A 17,622-nucleotide genomic window follows, 5' to 3' on the forward strand; every position below is an offset into this window, starting at 1 on the left:
TCACTAGAATGCAAATGTCAGATTGCGATGCGCCTGTTAGGGCGCGGCAGGTAAGAGAGCCTTATAGGCGCATATGAAAAACCCCCGGCTATGCCGGGGGATACTTATTTGTAGCAGTTAAGAAATAGAGGACTCTTCTTTAGTTTCTTCCCATTGTTTTGCGAATTCAGTTGGTGAAGTATCACCATTGCAACTATGAGGCAGAAAGGTGCCATATGTCTGTTGACCACTATAATGTAGTATGTGGTGTTATATTTAGACGCTAGCTTCCATCCTGATAGTTTGATTGAAGTTTTTAACCAAAAATTTCATCATTTCTTCCAAAATCTCATCGGATTTTTCAAGAATGGGTATATGAGCCGCATCCTTCAGTACAACTAATTTTCCATTGCGAGCAATCGCCATTTCTTGTGCGGCTGCTGGTGTAGCGACAATATCACTTTCACCGACTAACACTAATACTGGAATTTTTGTATTCTTTGGTTGCTCCGGTTTAATTTGCGATAGCGCCTCGACGCATCCCGCATAGCCTTCTGCTGAGGTACGGGATAGCATCTGCTTCATTCCTATTGCCGATGGTGTGTCACGAAATGCTGGTGTTACCCAACGAGAGAAGATTTCTTGAATTCGATGGCTTAAGCCGTGATTGCGGATATCATAAGCCATTGTGCTCCAAATAGATTGTGTAGTTGGTGCAAGGTAGGTGTCAATGAGTACCATTGACACGAGTCGCTCAGGCACTCTGTCAGCTAAATTTTGGGCAATTAGTCCACCAATCGAGACACCAGCTACCGAAAACATATCTATTCCAAAATAATCTGCAACACTGAGTATATCCTTGGCCAGATCCTTGATAAGAAAAGGAACCTGCCCAACTTCGCTGAGACCATGTCCTCGCATATCTAGACGTAATACCCGATAGTATCGAGTTAAACTCGATACTATCGGATCCCAAAGATGTAAATTAGTCCCAAGGGAATGAAGTAGCACCAGAACAGGGGCGTCGCAGGAGCCTTGTAAATCAACATGCAATATTAACTCACCAGATTTCAAGAACATGCTTAAATCTCCTAATCTAATTATACATCTAATTTTTAACAGCCTAATGGCAAGAATTACTTTACCTGGCTAGAATCAATTAATTTTTTCAGCGAAATATATCAATAAAACCATAATTATTTTTAACTCCTTGTTACTGAGAAATAATTTATCTATCACTACTGAAACGGATATAAATAAATTTTATGTGGAGAAAAATAACACTGTCAATAAAGAGGACACTATCGCTGAATATCTGAATTTAATGATTATATATGGCTAACTATTCAATTATCACGGATGAGGATAGCAACTTTTTTTGGTGTATTGCGGTAGCGTAAATATAGATTATTGAGAATCAGTGCAGAACCTGTAATGCAAGCTCCGGTAATTTCCGGAGTGCTTGGTTTCATTCCGGTCATCGCTGAAATTGAGAAAGCTGTGATTGGTACAATATCCATGAATAATACGCCGTTAAATGGCGTTAGGATCTTATTACCAATATTCCAGAACAGGATCCCTATGAAGCCCGCAATGAAAGCTGTGTAGAATACATGTGGAATAACAAACACAAAATCATTTATTGCAGGTACAGATATAATACCACAGGCATATAATATGCCATCCAGCACTATTATACTTATTACCCCCAGATAAGTCGTCAACGCAGTGTATTTTAACGGTGACCAAGTAGGAAAAAATGAAGCTCCTACAGTATAAATAACCCAACACAGTGCACCTAAAATGATGAGCCCGTTAGCTGTGTAGCTGGAGGGAGCACCAAACAGGCTGCCATAATGACCTTTAGTAATCACGGTCATTACACCAAAAAAGGACATCAGGATTAATCCAATAGAGATAGCTGGAGGTGCAACTTTGCGTAATACCCAGTTCACAAGAATGCTAAGCATTGGCATAGTTGCCATCATGATGGAGGCTGTTAATGCACCACTTTTTCCAGCCATTTGTTGGCCTAAAAATACAAAAAAACCAAAACCAGCAAAGCCCACAGTGCCCAGTAACCAGACTAAACCTATACGTTCGCCTTTTAGGTTAAATCCTTGCCTCCCCTCGCGTAAATACAGTGCAATTAACAATGCAATACCAGCGAAACCATAGCGCAGTAATGTGAATGTATAAGGATCCATGCGTGTAAGCGCGCTGGTCATGATGGGAAAAGTAGCTCCCCAGGATAAAGTAGTGATCAGGCAGCAGATTACACCTGTAGAGTAAGAATTTTTCATACTTATATATCTCAGTTAAGTACCATATAGAATTATTTAGATCATGCTTCTTATATGGCTTAATATGGAAAAAATTTGGTTATGACTAAACAACTCATCCAGCCAACATATTCATGAAGAACATAAAAAAATAATGGGCACTTTCTTTAATTCGCCATAAAACAATTAATTGAATATGCTTATCAGAGACCCTTCGTTTCTTTATACTTCTGCGATGAGATAATATGGCTCATGTTGCTGACCATTTTGTGCTAGAGAGATAAAATATTGAGCTAAGATCTTTAACATGTGCGGAGCAAATGAGTTCTCCAACTCCAGCTTGCAATAACTCCTTCATAATCTCTTCATTATGGCGAACTTCACCACACACAAATATATGAACGCCATGCTCCCGAGCAGACGTAACGACTCTACGTAGCAGGCGGATATTTGCGTTGCGGGTTGGCAATACAGAAAGGGCTTGATTGTTGCGACAAATGCCATTGAACAGAGAAAAAAGATCTGACGTACCAATAGCCATGAAATCGACCTTTGTCGCTGTGAACAAGTCATCAAGCTCTTTTGCTAGTGCTGGAACCTCTAACGTAAATCCAAGCTCAACCTGAGAACGCTGTATTCCTGCTTTTTCCACCATAGCGACAAATGCGCAGTACTCATCAATAGTGGAAATGAATGGAGCACTGATTTTAACTGGTGTATCGAATTCTTGCTGGAAGCGGCAAATAGCGGCTAATTCAGGTTCCCATTGTTTCATGTTTCGTGGCCCGCGTACGCCCATATCTGGATTCATTTCTGTGGGTATATTTATCCCAACTTCGGCGAGTTCAGCTGTAGTAAGGTCGGATAGAACGCAGCGAACGCTCGACCAGTTTTGTTTTCCCAGCTCGACTAGTTGCTCGTACAGGAATACCTCAACCCGATTAGGATCATAATAAGCAGATGGCTCTTGACTAAAGAGTTGAAAAAGACAGAACTTGAACCTAAAGTACCCCAGCGAGTTAATTCCGAATCTGCGGTAGATTGTGAGATTTCGCTGGTTCAGTACTGAACAGATGGCACTAACTGGCACTGTTGCCTTAAGAGCCGTCAAACCATCTTTGTTAACAATACACCTGCTTATTTTGTTGAGCTCATCTTTGTTACAGACGATCAATCCAATTCCAGATTCTTGGAGCATTTTTCGGGCGTGATCCGAAAATTCTCCCTTGGTTACAACAACAGAGCCCACTGATGGAAATGCTATAATCTTACTTGCAATTGCACAATCAAGGTTTGGTGTAAAAAGAATATGCTCCATACCATCTGAAAGTTCGTCGAACGAGGATGTAATAGTACCCACCGTTTCAGGTTCTGGGGTAATGATCACCTTGCCTACAGCTCTCCGTACAGTTGGTCTATCCATAAGTTCTAAAGTAGTCATTTTTTGCCTTCAATAGTTATCTGATCATGTGAATCAATAAATGTGACGATATCACCGCGTAGGATACGATCGGTGGCCGCAAGGATTGCGGCACAGTAGCCGAGTGTATTGTGGACAAAGGCTTGAAGGACAACTTCGACAATGTCTCCAATGCGTTTGATTGAAATATGTTGCTCCGTTGCGAGAAGTACAATACTGCAAGGCAAGAAAGCATAACACCTTGAACCTATAGGATTATTAGTTACATGAATAAGACATGGCTCGGCAGATTCTAGTGCTTTCGCAGCACCAATAATGTCCTCTGCGCTAATATCAAGCCCACGCAGGAAAAACCGCTGTACCTGATATCCTGGAGGCTGGGTAAGTACTCGGAGTGAAACACTGTTAGAGCTCGTGGCGGGACTGAAACGCAACATAGATTCAGCAACCTGAGAGACGCCTGGTCGCAGGTTATCTCTGGGATCCTCAGTGCGTGAGCCCACACGCGTAGTACCAAAATTGGAAGATGCGGTATCAGGATGGACGATATCTATCTCCGTATGAATCAAAATATCGTGAAGTGCTACGCCTCGGTTTGCACAGGTGTCTGCCAGAATGCGCAAACCTGTAGTCCACCCCACACATTGACAACTGCCCATTGCATAACTTCCTGAGAGTTCAGTCGCTACTGTTGTGCGACTAGCAAGAAAATGTTGTGAATTAGCGGATAAAAGCGCAGGATAAAGAGCAGGAAGAGCAGAATTTTCTGCTACACCGATGACCACCCGAGAGATGGATTCAAGCTTATCAAGGTAGTTTTGAGATCTAATGTGCCGACGACTCGTCGCCAATACAATCAAATCAAAGTAGCCGAGATCATCCAGAACTTCGTCAAGATCACGGAAGTGAATGCGAAATGTACATTTATCTATAGCCAGCAAACAATTGCTACTATCTATGGTAATTCTACCGAGCAAATGTGGATTGGCTAGGAGGAGACGTGCTTTGAGCTCTTCAAGTGGCCCGCGATCCGCAGCCGCAATTCCCTCACTGTCAATCGAGTGGGTTAACACATCCGTAATTGGGTATGCGACATCTGCGGTTGTCGACAGATACAATAGATTAGATCCGATATCTGCTCCCATACCAACAAGTAAGACTCTACCTACTTTTGCTTGAGCATTATTTGAAAACGATGCTTCTTCAGTTACCTGATCAGATCCTGTGTATGGTTTATCGAAATGAATGCTAGTCATAGTCTTACATTTCCCATTCTTTGAGTTAGTACATCCTTATAAGCCTTTGTGTCAGTCACAAGTGCAGGAAAGAGGCTCTTTAATCGCTCAGTTGAAAATCTGCCAGGTCGAACCAGATGTGGCGGGTTGAAAGAGAAATCCACTACTGTATTGCTCTGAAATGGCCCGGCAGTTTCATCCCAACCAATAGGACCTCCATCAATAACCAAATCCGCGTGCTGACCAAGATCGTTGATCGCTTGTTCGCGCGTAACCTGGTGTCCGCCCGTCCCTGATATATTAGAGGATGTGAGGGCTATAGGGCCGAAGTCTCGTCCAATTTCATACATGGGGCTCATCCCATGACAAAAAAGACCAACTGTAGGGGCTCCCATAGTCATTTGCTCGGGAAATAAAGTTGCTGCTGGTGCTTTGAAAAAAACTGTAGTGGTTTTCCCTAATAGCAGTTCGGCGATGAGCTCATCTGAGAATTCTGGCGGGATATCAGCATAGGTTCGCGCATCATTAGGATGCCCGATACCCAGAGTGAGTGGCCCGAATTTGGTCCGCTCTTTCATTTTGAAGATTCGAGCTATTCCGCGTGCACTTGTTGCTGAACAAAAAACACCGTAATTTGTTACGCTTGGAGCGACAATAACGCCATCATTCTTAAGTAACTCTAGCGCGTATTTATGAGTTTCATCATTGTAAGCTCTAATATCCATTTTTAAACCCTATAATTAATATCTCTATCGAAGATAGGTTTGTAAAATAAACATCAATAATTCAATTAAATGAATTAAGATGTGCCAAAAATTACTTCATAGAAAAATACGTGGTTTGTTTTTATACTATGGTGGCGTTCATTAATAACTTAATTTATAAAAAACTTAAAATCCGAAATTGTTATTAAATTTCCATTGTTAAAGGAAAGATTGTGATAATTCTATGAGGTTTTTTTATTTCAATTGGAAATTAATTTCAGTTATTTTATGATTTTATGAATGTTTGTTTTTATAGTTGTTTGTTAGATATTTACACTTTATCTTCTTCCAATCTTCTACCAATGCATGCTACTGATTTTTATATCACACCTATACTTTTAATCCCATCTAAAGGATAGTTTATAACTAATTTTTACCCGCCTAATATAAAAGAGGGTGACGGAATTATCTGCATGGAAAATAATGTAATCAAACATAAATAATTTGATAAAAAAACATATAAAATAAAAACAACTGCAACAAGTTTATGTTATATTTGATGAATTTGTGATGCGTTCATTTTATTTATGGTGTGGCGAAATATCTCTGATAAAACGCGATCTTCTATAGAGATAATTCACTAAAATAATAAGTGGTATGGATTCATTTTTATTTTTCATTGGAAGTTAATCATTTGATATAGAATGTGTGAATATTAGATCTAAATTTTCATAAAAGAAATAAACAGTTATTCAACGAAAGTAAAGCACATCATAAATATGATAATATTTTACGTTTTATGTTAATTGATATTATTATAATTTTGTCATTGAAAATAATAACAGCTGTGACAAAAATTCCTACTGTCAAAAAAAGATTTATGATCATGACTTTTGGGAGTGGTCGCTATTATTGGTTATAGCCAGACTTCTATGGATTGTAAATTTTCCCACCAACAAGTCAGTCAGCCAAAGGCAGAGGCATTTTTTTCAGGAGGCTATTGGCGAATAAAGCGAAACTTAGAATCTATTTATATCGTATCCCGGTGAATAAACACCAAAATATTGTTTATTTGCACGTAATGATTCGGAAAAATAAGAATATAATTTAAGTAAAATAAAATGTATCTAAGAGTTGTAATCATTTCAGTATGAGCAAATATGATGATTTTATCTTTTTGGTTAGATGAATAATCTACTTTTTTATTTACGTTTGCCTGAAGTTATGGATCGGATTCGTTTTGATGATTATTTTTCTCCGGGAGGTTTTACTGATAACGATCGGTTGTGGTCGAAAGGTGATACCTCATTCAGTGGTTATCAGCTTTTACTGGAGTATTTCACTTTCCGGGAAAAATTCATGTTCGTCGAATTGAATGGCTTGGAGGGGGTCCGATTTCCTGACAAAACCCAATGGTTTGAATTGGATATTGTTTTAAGTGAGCTTTGGGATTCTGATTTCTTAGTGAAAACAGAACATATTCGGTTGCACTGTGTCTCTGTGATTAATTTATTCACTCTGGAGGCTGACCCTTTGACTGTCAATGGTCTGGAAAATGAATATCTACTGCGTCCACGCCGTTTGCAGGATGGTCATACGGAAATTTATTCCGTCGATGGTGTTAATAGCTCCCGACATGCTGAAGAAGGTGCTTATGTGCCATTTACTAGTTTCCGTCACCGAGGGGGAATGTTACGCCGCACAGCACCAGAGCGTTATTATCATACCCGTGTCAGACGAGGTGTTACTGGTTTACATGATACATGGTTGATATTGGGTGGACAGGTTTGGGAAAACAACCGGAGTATCACATCGGAAACACTTTCCTTACAGATTACGGGTACAAACGGTCAGTTACCGCGTAAAGCCCTCCAAAGTACTTTACTGAACCGCTGTGAGCAAACATTGCAGCTTCCTGTCAGGGTACAGAATTTATGCAAGCCAACTTTACCTGCTTACCCTCCGGCAGAGGATCGTTTTCATTGGCGGGTTCTAAGCCATTTAGGTTCGAGTTTTCTCAACATGATGGCAAGTGCAGAAGTCTTACGTGGGACGCTGGCGTTATACAACTGGCAAGAAGATGAAATGAATAATCGTAAATTGGATGCGATTATGGCCGTCCGCCATGAGCATCTGCAACGATTTGAAAAAGGTTTTTTATTACGTGGCATTGATATTGAAGTCACACTGGATAGTAACGGCTTCACGGGAGAAGGCGATATTCATCTATTTGGTGAAATGCTCAATCGGTTTTTCTCTTTATATGCCGATATTCATCTGTTTAACCAACTGACTTTGATTATTCAACCAAGTGGGAAATGTATTCGATGGACCGAGAATCACAACCAGAACTTACCGCGCTGATTACTCAGCTTAAAGATAAGCTGCCATTGGTCAATTTTTACCGTTTTTGTCAGTTGATTGAGAGCCTGCAACCTGAGAAATCGGGTTTAGGTAGTACAATAAACCCGGATGATGACGCCGTGCGTTTTCGTCCTCATCTGGGGATGGGATTTCCTGTCAGCGAACTGAAAACGATAGAAACAGGGCATGAAGCTCATGGCAATAAACCCAGTGTAAGAACCACTTTTTTAGGATTATATGGGGTTGAATCACCGCTGCCACCGACTTATATCGATGATATCGCTCAACAACGAGAAGGAACGGAAGCTGTCACTGATTTTCTCGATCTATTCAATCATCGCCTGACAACACAGTTTTATCGTATCTGGCGCAAGTACTCATACCCTGCGACTTTTAAGGCTGGTGGAAGTGATGAAACTTCACAATACCTGCTTGGTTTAATTGGGCTAGGTATTCCCGGATGTGCAAATCATATTGGCACACCTGTCTCTCGTTTTTTGGCTTTGTTGGGCACGATGCGTTTACCTACCCGGACATCAGAAGGTATCTGCTCTTTGATTAAACTGCTGGCACCTAATACTGAAGTAGAGGTTATCCGCCATGATCGACGTCGGATAGCGATAGATAATCCAGTCAGGATGAGTTGCCATTCACCTGTTAGCCTATCTCATAAGCCCGTGTTGGGTCGGAGTGGTATTGATGTAAACAGTCAGATACTACTGGTGTTGAAGACTCAGGATCCAGAGGAGGTCAGACAATGGTTACCTCCTGATGGTCAGTTACATGCAGATTTAATGACTCTGCTTCATGCATATCTGGGATCACGTGTTCATGCTCGTTTACAACTGCGTATACCTCGTGAGTTGTTGCCAGAAGCGCAGTTGAGTGTCACAACCGGGCAAGGGGTGAAGCTGGGGCAAACGGCAGTGATGAGAAGGCAGTCGCCTGTTGCAATTAACGATACGGTTGTTAATCAAACAATCACTCATAGGGTAATTGTAGGTAATGTGATCATTGATAAAACAAATACAGGTAAGACGGCGAGCAATAACGCGGCCGTTAATAGAGCCAGCACAAATAAAAAAGTCAATGAAATTACTATTGGTTTGGGACGCTATCAGGCTGCTCCCGAACAGCTTTTCCGAAAAGAGACTCATGAATATGGCAATTATCGATTCTAAACATGGCTCCACTGAATGCATCATTAGAAGCAATAAAAGCAACAATACAAAAAAGGGGCTTTGGCATTCATATTGTTTGCTGCAATGTGTGTGACTGGCTGTGGATTAACTCAGACTATCGGTGATGGTTCAGCCGAAGTAACTAGGTCAATTTTTTATAAAAAAATCAAAGAAGTTCATCTGGATTTTCAGGTTCGGGATGGATCTAATCTGAATGATAATGGTATCGCATTGTCTACTATGCATTTTATCCAGTTACTCAATCGGTATGCATTAATTAAGCAAAGTAGAAACTCTTCAGCAAAAAATCATTAATCTTTGTAAGACTATATTCGGGTGATATGAATAAATGTATGAATTAACATATGAAACCGCACTTTTCCATTTTGTATTTTTCAGTATAGGAGTGGGCTTGGTTATCTGTGGGGCACGCTCTTTTAAAGCAATCAAAGGGAAATGGTATATTGGAATTATAAGAATAGTAATGATCGGTATTGGTTGGATATTAATTGCCAGAGCTGTCTGCTACGCTTTGTTTTCATTGGCTGTATACGTATGGTGTTTGTTAATCTGTTACAATTCCCCACTGATAAAACTCCTTTCTTAAACTTAATAAATTTTATCATCTTTGTTGGCTGCACTTCACTATGCAGCCGCAATAAGAAATAATTACATGATTATCTTGTGGGAAGAGATATCGCTGTATGTTTCTAGTTAATTAATATCACGCTTTCCACAATATCCGACAGGTCGGGTGCGCTTTCTCCCGGCAAATCAGTATACGGGCAAAAATATCATCAATTTCGGCTTCATCAGATTCCGCTAATCCAATAATCACTTCTGAAAAGAAGTTAGGATCTATTTCAAAATCAACATGTTTAAGCCATATATCTGAGGGTTCTGATAACTCTGCGCCACCGCGCTCTTCGAACTGTAGGCTAAACAGTAAGCTATCCGCAGGATCGAGATTCTCAACCGCTTGTTCCAGAAAAATATCGTAGGCTTTTTCCAGCGCTTCGTCTTCGGTCATTCGGTTATTGAGATCCAAGTGAAGAGAATGTGGATATGTTGGTTGATTTTCCATAATGGTAGTGTCCGAAACTGATAACAGAAGGGAATTAAAACATGGATGGTAGTGATTGAATACTATCAAATTGCAATCATAGCCCCGTTAGTGGTGGCGAGGCTATGAAAAATAGTCAGATATTTATGTTTTGCTCTTTTTTTGTGCCGAAAATCACAAAAGTGGACTGAAAAAATAACACAAGCGCTCAAGCACTCGTTGCCGGACAGGGCGCTTTTGCCACTCGTCACTGTCAAGCAACACTGAACGGGTAATATAATCCTGCTGGACAAGCATTAAATCACTGCCAAAGAGTTCATCATCGATCACAACAGTAATTTCAAAATTTAGCCATAGGCTGCGCATATCCAGATTAACAGAGCCAACCATACTGAGTTGCCCATCCACCAAAACACTTTTTGTATGCAATAGCCCGCCTTCAAATTGATAGATTTTTACACCCGCTTCCAGTAATTCGGTAAAAAATGCCCGGCTTGCCCAGCGTACAAGGAATGAATTGTTCTGGCTCGGTACAACAATGCTGACATCAACACCTCGCATGGCGGCGGTACAGATTGCATGCATTAGATCATCACTGGGAACAAAATAGGGCGTGGTAAGAATGAGTTGTTCTCTGGCGGCGAAAATGGCCGTCATCAGTGATTGTTGGATAAGCTCATCAGGAAAGCCGGGACCAGAGGCAATAACCTGCGCTGTGTGCCCGGATGCCTGCTCAAAGGGCATGATATTAGTGTCAGGAGGAGGGGGAAGCTGGCGCTGGCCCGTTTCCATTTCCCAGTCGAAGGCATAGATAATGCCCAGTGTCGTTGTGACCGGGCCTTCCATTCTTACCATGATGTCAATCCATTGGCCTACACCAGCATTTTGTTTGAAAAAACGAGGATCGACCATATTCATACTGCCGGTGTATGAAATATAGTTATCAATAAGAATAATTTTTCTATGCTGGCGTAAGTCCATGCGACGTAAAAAAAGACGAAAGATATTCACTTTCAGTGATTCTACAAACTCAATACCGGTTTTGCGCATCATATCAGGGTAGGGACTACGGAAAAATTGCCAGCTTCCTGCTGAATCCACCATGATACGACACCTGACACCACGTTTTGCTGCCTTCATTAAAGCATCAGTCACCTGATCAACCAATCCACCCGCCTGCCATATATAAAACACCATTTCAATACTATGTTCGGCAGTTTCTATATCATTGATAAGAGACTTCAGGGACTGCTCATAAGATGTTATCAGCTGCATCTGATTGCCTCTGACACCTTTGATTTTCTGCCGACGCTCACATAGCTGGAACAAAGGTTCAGCGACTTCGCTGTTTTTATTGGCAAAAATATGTTGTGACTTTTTTAGATCGGAAAGCCAGTCAGCCACAGAAGAGCGCATTTGTTTTGCCTGTTCAACTCTGCGCTTACCCAGATGTAACTCACCGAATGACAGATAAGCAACGATGCCGACCAAAGGGAAAATATAAATAATAAGCAACCAGGTCATTGCTGATGTCACTGGTCGGCGCTTCATCAGGACCCGGATAGTAATACCAGCGATAATCAGCCAGTATAAGAAAATAGCCAGCCAGTAAAGTACAGAATAAATGGTTGTCATAAGTGGCAATCAATCCTGTTTAAGTATTTTGATACCGTAGTGAGTGCAAGTTTCTGTAAATTTTAAGAAACTATCAAGGAAATACCATCCATTAGGCAGAAAATAATTCAAATATTACCCATGCTCAACTAAATATGATGAGTAGATTGAGTTCAGGCTGATGTTATTTATTGAAATTATTTATTTACGACTGCTGAAACATGCTGAATATGAATATTAAGGTAAACCTGTAATTGGTTGACATCTCCGGCAGTGACGATTAAGAATAACATTACTCACTTATAGTGAGAAAAATTTTGTTTTGAAAACATTTATCAGGGTATTTTATGAAAAGAAGCAGAAATGAAGTAGGAAGATGGCGTCTCCTTCGCCAAAGTATCCAACGTCGTCGTCGTTGGTTGGAAAGTCAGTCTCGCCGTTATTCACGTATTTATGCACTACGTAAGATGGGAACTTACAAGCATCGCCGGTCGATCTTGTTCATTCAAAACGCAGAATCACTTTAACATGATGTGTGGCATGATACAGATGTTTTTGAATCTTTATTGAATATGATAGTCATTTGCATTTAAACTAATGTCTATCCTAAAATTGACAATCATGCTGCTACTCAAGAATTCTCTTATGCGTTGGATACATTGGCCAGTACTACTTTCTGTTTGTTTACATATTTCCATTGCTGCGGCGCTATTTCATACGCTGAAATCCGGCAATCCGCCAGAAGCGCCCCCGATGTCTGTTGCGATGATCCAGTTGGCAGCGGAGCAGGCCCCGGTATCTGAACCCGCTATGCCTGCATCTATTTCCGAGCCAGAACCCGAACCGCCAGCCCCGGAGCCAGAACCTGAATCTATTGCGAAAATAGCTCTGCCTGAGCCGAAGCCTGAAAAAAAACCGGTAGAAAAGAAACGGGAAGAGAAGAAAATTGCTAAAAAGGAGTCTAAGCCTAAAGAAATCAAGACAGAGAAAATGTCAGAAGAGGCAGTGAAACCTATTACTGATCAGGAATCTTTGCTGACAAATAATGTGGATGGGAAAAAATCCACTGACCCTGTTACCAGTGAAAAATCTGAAGTTCAGAACGGGCCAAAAGCACTGAGTAGAATAGATCCTGTATATTCAGATAGGGCAAGGCAATTAGGTATAGAAGGGAGTGTACAGGTAAAATACGATATTGATGAAAATGGTCGGGTTAAAAATATTGAAATCCTTTCGGCTGAACCTAAAAACCTTTTTGACCGTGAAGTGAGAAACGCGATGAGAAAGTGGCGGTATGAAAAAAAACCAGCCACAGGATATGTGACTACCATAGAGTTTAAGCTGACTGGTGTTTCAGTATCGTAGTTTTTATCATAACAGGAGGCGCTAAAGCGTCTCCTGTTACGTATTAACACATTTATAATAAAAGCATTTTTATCAAGGTTTTTTATTAAGGTTTATTACTACATTTTGTTGGTACATCATTTTGAGTCGAAATTGGATGATAATTTTAGGATGAAAAATTGATGTATCGTTTAGTAAATAAAACAGCTAGTCATGATTTGGAATAGTTAAATTTAAAAAATAAATAGTTTTTTTCTTATAAAGATAAGAAAAAGATTTTTAAAAATACGACCGGTTAAATCTCGAATGATAAGTTCGTTGTTTATAATTAGTGATTCAACTATATTTAAATCTAAATAATAAAAAGGAGCGCATTCAATGCACTCCTTTAATTTACTATGGATTATTTTCCCAGAGAGTAGCAATTTTTAATTACTGCTTTCCAGTTTGAAATTTCTTTTACCTTCCGGTAACGGGCGGGAAGTATTATTTTCATTAACGGCGACGTAGGTGAAAACAGCATCAGTGGCTCGATAACGTTGCCCGACGGGTTCAGACGCTACTTTTTTCACCCAGACTTCAATATGAATGGTAATGGATGAATTTCCCGTTTTCAGACAACGGGCATAACAGCAAACGACGTCACCTACCGCGACCGGTTTTAGAAAACTGATGCCATTAACGCTGACAGTGACTACGCGTCCCATTGCAATTTCTTTTGCCAGAATGGCGCCGCCAATATCCATTTGGGACATTAGCCAGCCGCCGAAGATATCCCCGTTGGCGTTAGTGTCAGCTGGCATAGCCAGTGTACGGAGAACCAATTCTCCGTTTGGTAAGCATTGTTGTTGTGTCATTAGAAAAACTTGCTTTATTTGGTGAAGACAACAATACCTGCCAATAATCCGGCAGGTATCCATATGAAACTCATTGTTATTATTTTTGTTCGCGGGGCAGATGGCGGTAGATATATATCACACTCAATACGGTAAAGACCAGTGTTAATGCCGTTAGCCCGAATACTTTAAAGTTCATCCAGACATCCATAGAGAGCCAGAAAGCGATATAAATATTTGCTAATGCGCAAACGATAAAGAAAATTGCCCAGGCTGTATTCAGTTTGTTCCAGATTGCATCAGGTAACTCTAGTTCTTTACCTAACATTTTTTGGATTAGTGGTTTTTTCATCACCCACTGACTGATAAGCAGAGCCAGTGCAAAAATGGCATAAATGACGGTTACTTTCCATTTAATGAATAAATCGCTATGGAAGGTTAAAGTCAGTGTGCCGAAGACAGCTGTTATTGCAAATGTAATTAAAGATGATTTTTCAACTTTGCGATAAACCGCATAGGTGATAACAACAGCTAACCCAGTAGCAGCGATCAATGCGCCTGAAGCATAGAAAATGTCATACATCTTGTAGACGACAAAAAAAACGACTAATGGTAAAAAATCTAGAAGTTGTTTCATAAAATTAGCTCACTGTAATACCTATGATGGCAGGTTTCTGAATTTATGCCAGAGTGTATCAGATCTTAATAAAATGGTTTAAAGAAAAAGATTGTTAAGGAAAGGGGAGGGTTGTGGGCTTTGATTTGACCTAGCATTATAATGTGTCTCTTTTATGACAGGTCTGTATTTCTACATTGTATAAGATCACTGATTGTATAACTCATTGATTGCTTGGTGATGAATCGTGAAAACCGTTGCGTAAGGCCATGTTGAGGAAAACTATGCTGGGGAAAAGGTTATATCGCTGGATGCCGGGCTTGGAGAGTCTTTGTAATTATCGAAAAGAATATTTTAGTCATGATATACGGGCTGGTTTATCGGTTACCGCAGTCGCTTTACCTGTTGCTATTGCTTATGCGGAATTAATGGGCATAAGTGCAATTATTGGTTTGTATGCCTGTATTTTACCTATGTTTGTTTATGCTCTGTTCGGGACATCACGCCAGTTGATTATTGGCCCCGATGCGGCAACGTGTGCTGTTATTGCGGCTGCGGTCACTCCTCTGGCATTTGGAAATGCAGATGTTCGCTGGCAGCTAGCCATTATCATGACATTAATGACAGGAATCTGGTGCATACTGGCAAGCCATTTTCGGCTGGGAGCATTTGCAGATTTTCTGTCGCGCCCCATTTTAAAAGGTTTTATCAATGGAGTTGCCATCACCATCATGGCGGGGCAGATTACTAAAGTATTCGGGATTTCTGGTTTGCCTTCGGAACTGATTGAACAGTTGATTGCATTACCGCATAAATTACTGGAATCTCACTGGCCGACAATGAGCATGTCAGCGATGACCTTATTTGTCCTGCTAAGTGTTCGTTTTCTGCGTCCGGGCTGGCCTGCTCCACTGTTGGCGATGATAATATCCACCTATGTAAGCTGGCAATTTGAGTTAAATCAGCATGGTATTCAGATTGTGGGCCATATGAAAGATGGGCTGCCGATTGTGCCAATGCCTGAGTTTGAGTTCGGTAGTATCCGTGATTTAGTTGTACCTTCTATTAACCTTGCTGTTATCAGCTTTGTGAGTTTTATGATAACAGCGCGTAGTTTTGCCAGCAAAAACGGTTATCAGGTAGATGCAGATTCAGAATTACGGGCATTGGGTATTGCAAATATCGCTTCGTCATTATCACAGGGGTTTGCTGTCAGCGCGGCCAGCAGTCGTACCGCAGTCAATGATGCGGTCGGTGGTAAAACGCAGATGGTATCGATAATTTCTGCAATCGCGATATTGCTGGTATTGTTTTTTATGACGGAATTTCTGTCATATATCCCATTATCGTCATTGGGCATTGTCCTGATATTTTCTACATGGTCACTACTCGGGTTGAGAAATATCTGGGCATACCGAAAACGTAATCGTCAGGCTTTCATTCTATCCATTTTTACCCTTGTTGCTGTTTTGTTGGTTGGTGTGATTGATGGGATTGGTTTTGCGGTGTTATTGGGTTTATTGCAATTTTTGCGTATTATTTTTCGTCCTTCTGATCAGTTGTTAGGGGTAAATGAACAGGGAATGATCCGTTCCATCAATCAGGGTAACAATATTGGGCCTGTCGATGGCATCGTTATGTATCGTTTTAACTCACCTCTAACTTATTTCAATGCTGGCTATTTCAAAAAACGGGTTTTACAACATGTAAACAGTGCTGTCATACGCCCGGAGTGGCTGGTGGTGGATGCAACAGTCAGTTTTACTTACGATGATGTCAGTGTGTTTGCTGTGTTGGATGAGTTGATTACTGAACTGAAAAGGAAACGAATAACTTTAGTTCTTGCAGGCCGCAGCACCGAATTGAAGAACTGGATAAAGCAGAACAAACTCAGGAGTAGTGATGAGGATTTAATTATTGTCCCGGATCTTTATTTTGCTATTCGTTTGATTCAGAGTAAAAAGCAAGCGGAAGAAAGCCTCGCTGAATAGTGCGAGGCTGTCGGTTTAATATTTATTAATTTTGTGGTTTAGCCAGCATATATAAGCGGAATAGATAAATCAGCAACATGGAAGATAGCAGATTATTCACGGTTAATAAGGCGATTTCCGGCATTTTGGATAAGCCGAATACAACAATCAGTTTCATTGCAAGAAATAGCAAGACCGCAGGAATTAACAGGCGGAAATTATCGAACGCTAATCTCCAGCTCTCCTGCATGGATGCAAATACGCCTTTGTTTTTCTCAAGTAGCAGAATCGGAGCAAATGCAAACCCGATTGAAAACAGAACCCCCGGGACGAACATCAAAGCGTAACCCACCTGAACTAACAGGGTACAAATAAGTACCAGTAAAAACATCTTAGGGAGTCGAGTTAACGATAGTTGACAAGCCTGTAGCGCATTAGCCTGATGACCGTTTGAAATAGCACTGATAAGTATTAAGACACTGGCAGTCAGCAGAGTATCACCAAAGATATTGGAAAATAAGATCCCGCCAGCGGTGCGCATAAGCATCAGTTGTGCTTCTGGGGTTAATTGTTCAATAACGTTTTTAATCCCCGAATTTCCTGACTCCCTTAGAGTATCTTGCATATCAGTCAATAACTTAAGTTGCTCACCATCAGGAATGAAAAGGTGATTGAGCAGTGTAGTCACCAACGCGGCTAAAACAGAGAGTATGACAATATTCAACAATTGGTGTTTAAAAAAGTTGAGACTGTCACGATACAGGGTATTTGCCGTGATGGGCATGTAAATGGCTCCTATCAGATGAAACAATAATGATATCCAATTGTACCTTGTTCAACGGATTATTGGATAGTGAAAAGATAAAGCTGATAACTATTGTACAATTTTGTTTATCAGAATTGGCTTGTTGTCAAAAATGGGGCACGCTCGAAAGCGTTTTGGGAGGTTAGGTTGTATTAACCCGGTATTAGCCGGTCAAGCTTTGACAGAGATATATTCAGTTAACTTTGACT

15 protein-coding genes and 1 pseudogene are annotated in these 17,622 nt (G+C 40.6%); 6 read left to right on the forward strand and 10 right to left on the reverse strand.

The genetic code is table 11. The features are described from left to right. Window positions 1–255: 255 nt before the first annotated feature. From AACS90_RS14185 to AACS90_RS14205, 5 genes are all read right to left on the reverse strand, one after another. Window positions 256–1,059, reverse strand: a complete 804-nt coding sequence (locus AACS90_RS14185) for an alpha/beta fold hydrolase (RefSeq protein ID WP_099123105.1) — start codon at window positions 1,057–1,059, stop codon at window positions 256–258. Between the two features lie 266 nt (window positions 1,060–1,325). Then, window positions 1,326–2,282 carry a DMT family transporter gene (locus tag AACS90_RS14190; RefSeq protein ID WP_099123106.1) on the reverse strand — a complete coding sequence of 319 codons (957 nt, stop codon included), beginning with the start codon at window positions 2,280–2,282 and terminating at the stop codon, window positions 1,326–1,328. A 229-nt stretch (window positions 2,283–2,511) separates the two neighbouring features. After that, entirely contained in the window at window positions 2,512–3,702 is a 1,191-nt protein-coding gene (locus AACS90_RS14195) for a putative PEP-binding protein (protein WP_099123107.1), read from the reverse strand. Then, window positions 3,699–4,658 carry a hypothetical protein gene (locus AACS90_RS14200; protein ID WP_153043687.1) on the reverse strand — a complete coding sequence of 320 codons (960 nt, stop codon included), beginning with the start codon at window positions 4,656–4,658 and terminating at the stop codon, window positions 3,699–3,701. Before AACS90_RS14200 ends, AACS90_RS14195 begins: the two co-directional genes overlap by 4 nt. Before the next feature lie 275 nt (window positions 4,659–4,933). Beyond that, the gene (locus AACS90_RS14205; RefSeq protein ID WP_099123109.1) at window positions 4,934–5,641 is read right to left on the reverse strand and encodes an L-threonylcarbamoyladenylate synthase; all 708 of its coding nucleotides are present in this window, start codon (window positions 5,639–5,641) and stop codon (window positions 4,934–4,936) included. Window positions 5,642–6,823: 1,182 nt separating this feature from the next. Between AACS90_RS14205 and tssF the strand changes: the two are divergent. The 3 genes and pseudogenes from tssF to AACS90_RS14220 all read left to right on the forward strand — a co-directional run. Then, window positions 6,824–7,984 (forward strand): annotated as a pseudogene (tssF, locus tag AACS90_RS14210) (type VI secretion system baseplate subunit TssF); the annotation flags it as partial. Continuing rightward, entirely contained in the window at window positions 7,948–9,165 is a 1,218-nt protein-coding gene (gene tssG / locus AACS90_RS14215; RefSeq protein WP_099123111.1) for a type VI secretion system baseplate subunit TssG, read from the forward strand. The pseudogene tssF and the gene tssG, both read left to right, overlap by 37 nt. Window positions 9,166–9,225: 60 nt before the next feature. Further along, on the forward strand, window positions 9,226–9,480 hold the full coding sequence (locus AACS90_RS14220) for a hypothetical protein (RefSeq protein WP_153043688.1): 255 nt from the start codon (window positions 9,226–9,228) through the stop codon (window positions 9,478–9,480). A gap of 409 nt (window positions 9,481–9,889) precedes the next feature. Here the strand turns inward: AACS90_RS14220 and AACS90_RS14225 are convergent, their stop codons facing one another. Both AACS90_RS14225 and cls read right to left on the reverse strand, forming a co-directional pair. Next, window positions 9,890–10,213: an HI1450 family dsDNA-mimic protein gene (locus tag AACS90_RS14225; protein WP_228863150.1), complete on the reverse strand. Its 324-nt coding sequence runs from the start codon at window positions 10,211–10,213 to the stop codon at window positions 9,890–9,892. A 189-nt stretch (window positions 10,214–10,402) separates the two neighbouring features. Next, window positions 10,403–11,863 (reverse strand): cardiolipin synthase, encoded by a 1,461-nt coding sequence (gene cls / locus AACS90_RS14230; protein WP_099123114.1) that lies wholly within the window; start codon window positions 11,861–11,863, stop codon window positions 10,403–10,405. A gap of 326 nt (window positions 11,864–12,189) precedes the next feature. Between cls and AACS90_RS14235 the strand changes: the two genes are divergently transcribed. Then, window positions 12,190–12,369, forward strand: a complete 180-nt coding sequence (locus tag AACS90_RS14235) for a YciY family protein (protein WP_099111766.1) — start codon at window positions 12,190–12,192, stop codon at window positions 12,367–12,369. 118 nt (window positions 12,370–12,487) lie between these two features. Next, window positions 12,488–13,207 (forward strand): TonB system transport protein TonB, encoded by a 720-nt coding sequence (gene tonB / locus AACS90_RS14240; protein ID WP_228863139.1) that lies wholly within the window; start codon window positions 12,488–12,490, stop codon window positions 13,205–13,207. A gap of 407 nt (window positions 13,208–13,614) precedes the next feature. Here the strand turns inward: tonB and yciA are convergent, their stop codons facing one another. Next, window positions 13,615–14,043 carry an acyl-CoA thioester hydrolase YciA gene (yciA, locus tag AACS90_RS14245; protein ID WP_086953261.1) on the reverse strand — a complete coding sequence of 143 codons (429 nt, stop codon included), beginning with the start codon at window positions 14,041–14,043 and terminating at the stop codon, window positions 13,615–13,617. Between the two features lie 79 nt (window positions 14,044–14,122). Then, entirely contained in the window at window positions 14,123–14,659 is a 537-nt protein-coding gene (locus AACS90_RS14250) for a septation protein A (protein WP_099123115.1), read from the reverse strand. Window positions 14,660–14,922: 263 nt separating this feature from the next. Here AACS90_RS14250 and AACS90_RS14255 point away from each other — a divergent pair, with 263 nt between their 5' ends. Next, window positions 14,923–16,629, forward strand: coding sequence for a SulP family inorganic anion transporter (locus AACS90_RS14255; RefSeq protein ID WP_099123116.1), 1,707 nt, complete (start codon window positions 14,923–14,925; stop codon window positions 16,627–16,629). A gap of 25 nt (window positions 16,630–16,654) precedes the next feature. Here the strand turns inward: AACS90_RS14255 and AACS90_RS14260 are convergent, their stop codons facing one another. Further along, a complete protein-coding gene (locus AACS90_RS14260) occupies window positions 16,655–17,392 on the reverse strand; it encodes a YciC family protein (protein WP_099123117.1) in 738 nt (245 codons plus the stop codon). Window positions 17,393–17,622: the final 230 nt, after the last annotated feature.

Origin of the sequence: Xenorhabdus sp. KK7.4, assembly GCF_963876465.1 — a bacterium.
In the GTDB taxonomy this organism is placed as follows: Bacteria; Pseudomonadota; Gammaproteobacteria; order Enterobacterales; family Enterobacteriaceae; genus Xenorhabdus; species Xenorhabdus stockiae.

Excerpts from the sequence above, each read along its gene's own strand:
- AACS90_RS14185 (WP_099123105.1), bottom strand. The coding sequence starts at position 1,059 with ATGTTCTTGAAATCTGGTGAGTTAATATTGCATGTTGATTTACAAGGC.
- AACS90_RS14190 (WP_099123106.1), bottom strand. The coding sequence starts at position 2,282 with ATGAAAAATTCTTACTCTACAGGTGTAATCTGCTGCCTGATCACTACT.
- AACS90_RS14195 (WP_099123107.1), bottom strand. The coding sequence starts at position 3,702 with ATGACTACTTTAGAACTTATGGATAGACCAACTGTACGGAGAGCTGTA.
- AACS90_RS14205 (WP_099123109.1), bottom strand. The coding sequence starts at position 5,641 with ATGGATATTAGAGCTTACAATGATGAAACTCATAAATACGCGCTAGAG.
- tssG (WP_099123111.1), top strand. The coding sequence starts at position 7,948 with ATGGACCGAGAATCACAACCAGAACTTACCGCGCTGATTACTCAGCTT.
- cls (WP_099123114.1), bottom strand. The coding sequence starts at position 11,863 with ATGACAACCATTTATTCTGTACTTTACTGGCTGGCTATTTTCTTATAC.
- AACS90_RS14235 (WP_099111766.1), top strand. The coding sequence starts at position 12,190 with ATGAAAAGAAGCAGAAATGAAGTAGGAAGATGGCGTCTCCTTCGCCAA.
- tonB (WP_228863139.1), top strand. The coding sequence starts at position 12,488 with ATGCGTTGGATACATTGGCCAGTACTACTTTCTGTTTGTTTACATATT.
- yciA (WP_086953261.1), bottom strand. The coding sequence starts at position 14,043 with ATGACACAACAACAATGCTTACCAAACGGAGAATTGGTTCTCCGTACA.
- AACS90_RS14250 (WP_099123115.1), bottom strand. The coding sequence starts at position 14,659 with ATGAAACAACTTCTAGATTTTTTACCATTAGTCGTTTTTTTTGTCGTC.
- AACS90_RS14255 (WP_099123116.1), top strand. The coding sequence starts at position 14,923 with ATGCTGGGGAAAAGGTTATATCGCTGGATGCCGGGCTTGGAGAGTCTT.
- AACS90_RS14260 (WP_099123117.1), bottom strand. The coding sequence starts at position 17,392 with ATGCCCATCACGGCAAATACCCTGTATCGTGACAGTCTCAACTTTTTT.